This window comes from Limosilactobacillus gorillae (genome assembly GCF_001293735.1).
Lineage (GTDB): Bacteria > Bacillota > Bacilli > Lactobacillales > Lactobacillaceae > Limosilactobacillus > Limosilactobacillus gorillae.
This window is the reverse complement of the sequence record NZ_BCAH01000040.1, coordinates 1-1,177: the sequence shown is the minus strand read 5'-3', so window position 1 is coordinate 1,177 and position 1,177 is coordinate 1. Positions and strand designations below refer to the sequence as shown.

The 1,177-nt window shown below is 46.3% G+C and carries 2 protein-coding genes; one reads left to right on the top strand and one right to left on the bottom strand.

Features of this window, described 5'->3' with window-relative positions; translation table 11 throughout:
- Positions 1–26: 26 nt before the first annotated feature.
- Positions 27–359 carry a hypothetical protein gene (locus AOQ57_RS07025; RefSeq protein WP_093626549.1) on the bottom strand — a complete coding sequence of 111 codons (333 nt, stop codon included), beginning with the start codon at positions 357–359 and terminating at the stop codon, positions 27–29.
- Between the two features lie 172 nt (positions 360–531).
- Here AOQ57_RS07025 and AOQ57_RS07020 point away from each other — a divergent pair, with 172 nt between their 5' ends.
- Positions 532–849: a thioredoxin family protein gene (locus AOQ57_RS07020; RefSeq protein WP_093626547.1), complete on the top strand. Its 318-nt coding sequence runs from the start codon at positions 532–534 to the stop codon at positions 847–849.
- Positions 850–1,177: the final 328 nt, after the last annotated feature.

The following is a 1,177-nucleotide window of genomic DNA, read 5'->3' as shown; positions in this document are numbered from 1 at the left end:
TACGGGGGTTATTTGGTTAGGGCCGACTAATTAAGCCGACTCAATTCAAGAATTGAACCGGTGTATGCGTCAGCTAAGAACTCGTAGTTGACCAGTTGGTCGTCTTCGCGGCGTCGTAAGCCACCGCGATAGGCCGTTGTCTTGTAGGCAAACCGTTGAAAGGGAATAGGCCGGTAGTCTATCCAAGACCCCGCTAAGGGGCCTTCCTTTTTGAAGTCGTTGGTGACGAGCTTGAGAATGGTCTTCGCCCCCCGCCGACGGTCACCAAAAACTTTACCGGTGATAAAGCCCGCCAGCGCCGCTCCCCCGAGGGTCAACGGAATCATCCATGGGTTTACAGAGCCATTTAAATTGTCCATAAGCAGGTCGCTTCCTTTGCTAGATCGGCAGATGCCATAATCTGAGTTTGGATTCCATTGTACCATACTAACCTGAGGGTGCAATTGATACCCCCTTAGATCGATCACTTGGCAGGGGAAAGGGAGTGTGCTATGATTCTGATAAATAGTAAGTGAAATTGGAGGAAGTAAAATGGAAACCTTACCAAAAACTGATTTAGCGGGCTTAAAAGAACGGATTCAATCCGGTAAGTACGTGCTGTTCTTTACGGCCGGTTGGTGCCCTGACTGTGCCTTTATTAAGCCGGCCATGCCGGAAATTGAGGCCGACTTTACTGACTACACCTTCATCACGGTTGACCGCGATGAAAATATTGATTTAGCCGCTGAACTTGGTATTATGGGGATTCCGTCCTTTGTGGTTTACCAAGACGGCCAGGAAATCGGACGTTTCGTTAATAAGGACCGGAAGACGAAGGAACAAGTTGAGCGCTTCTTAACTAGCTTATAGGGATTGGTGATAAGGGAAGGATGATCATCATTACTCCCCCGTAGGTGCTAATCGGATTCCAGCAGTTTCAGTGGCTAATACCGATGGGTGAATTGCATATTTGAATTTAGAAGGGGCTGTGACAGTTTTGTTACAGCCTCTTTATAATTATCTGCCCGCTGGTGGACGAATATGGTACACTAATGATTGGTTTATATGCCTAAGCCGTAATACCCGTGACTTTAGTCATGGGATATAAGGCTCTTCACGAATGCCCGTTGGCGTTCTTTTTTAGTTTAACTATTTTAATCAGTATGATATAATATAGACATGATTAAAGGAAAGGAGG